Source organism: Mesobacillus sp. (assembly GCF_049588175.1).
GTDB lineage: Bacteria > Bacillota > Bacilli > Bacillales > Cytobacillaceae > Mesobacillus.
This window is the reverse complement of the sequence record NZ_JBAVFI010000426.1, coordinates 1-1,624: the sequence shown is the minus strand read 5'-3', so window position 1 is coordinate 1,624 and position 1,624 is coordinate 1. Positions and strand designations below refer to the sequence as shown.

The 1,624-nt window shown below is 36.2% G+C and carries 1 protein-coding gene and 1 pseudogene; both read right to left on the bottom strand.

Annotation, left to right across the window (positions count from 1 at the left end; genetic code table 11):
- A partial coding sequence (locus WB217_RS10570; RefSeq protein WP_423993192.1) for an FtsX-like permease family protein occupies positions 1-1,454 on the bottom strand: 1,454 nt, incomplete at its 3' end.
- Positions 1,444-1,624: pseudogene (locus WB217_RS10565) on the bottom strand (bacitracin ABC transporter ATP-binding protein); the annotation flags it as partial. The gene WB217_RS10570 and the pseudogene WB217_RS10565, both read right to left, overlap by 11 nt.

Genomic DNA, 1,624 nt, shown 5'->3' with positions numbered 1-1,624 from the left:
ACATCAATACCGATATAAAGGGAGGATTCATATTGTAAGGATGAATCTAAATCTCCCATAATTGAATCAAATACTTTTTGATCAACCACAGCAACAGGAGAACTGCCAAAATACCTTGAAACAGGGTATTCCTTTTTCATACCAATATAATTTAACGGCAGGGCTGTTGTTTTTCCTTTTATCTCAATAGGGCCCGACTCCTTCATTGATATGAATTTCATCATAATATCGCTGTAGCCCATTAAATAAGCCTCATCTTTTGCTACATCAAAATTAACAGACTTATCGCTAATAACCGAAACACCCATTGATTTAGGATCCTGCGTATATTCCTCCATTTTTAAACCAATGATTTCCTCAGCGTTCATTAATGCATGCAGAACTTCAATTCTATTTTCACTAAAAGCGATATCTTCCGACACTAAAACAGCTTTAAAATCATCAGCAGATTTTGTATTGGTAAACGCGAAATTAGCCGGAACATTATTGATCGCCATCTTCTCTGCAGAATAATAAGAGATGTAGCTTAATGACAATAAGCCGATCGCCAGCGCTGATACGGTGGTGATAATCGTTAATAAAACAGCGTTTGATTTCATGCGAAACATGATTGAGGATAGCGATAGTACTTCGTTTATATTTAAATAGCCGTCCTTCTGTTTTCTAATCAGGTTGGCAATGAAACTGACTGATCCTTTATATAAAAGGTAGGTGCCAATAATTACTGAAGCCAATATGAATATCATAGCCAGGAACAGTTCATTCATCGTTGTAAAATCTCCTTCAAATAACAGGGAGGAAACATAATATCCTGAACTAATTAGAATAACACCAAGGATGCCAATCAACATCTCCCAGACAGATAACTTCATTATTTTTCCTTCTGAAGATGAAATGACTCTGAACAAAGATAAAATGCTTTGTCGTTTAATGAAAAGATAATTCAGCAGCATAATAATTACATAGATAACTGAGAATACAATCAGCGTTTGAATAAACGCAGTGCCAGAGAAGTGAAGAGTTGCGATTCCGTTAATCTGGGTTATCTTAAACAGAATCATAATCATCAGCTTAGAGGCTGAAAAACCAAGGAAAACACCTATCATTAACGAACCATAATAAATGATGAAATTTTCAGTACTGAGGATGCGGAAAATTTTGTTCTTGGTCATCCCAACTAGTTGAAATAATCCGATTTCTTTACTTCTTCTTTTGATGAAAATATTGTTTGCATACATTAGAAAAATAGAGACAATGGCAATGAGTAAAACGGAAGCTGCCTTGATGGAGGCTGCTCCTTTTATTCCATCCTTTGTTTGATCTAATGCTGGGTCATATTGAAGTGTGACAAAAGCGAAATAAAGAGCGACGCTGAAAACAAGCGCAAATACATACAAGTAGTAATTTTTAATATTCTTTTTGAGATTTCGCAGCATGAGCTGATTAAAGTTCATTTTGGACACCGCCCAGGACACCTTGGGTTTTCATAATATCTTTGAAGAACGCCTGCCTTGATTGGTCACCTTTATTTAATTCAGTATATATTTGTCCGTCCTTGATAAAGATGACACGGCTGCAGTAACTAGCTGCTACTGGATCGTGGGTGACCATGACGATAGTAGCC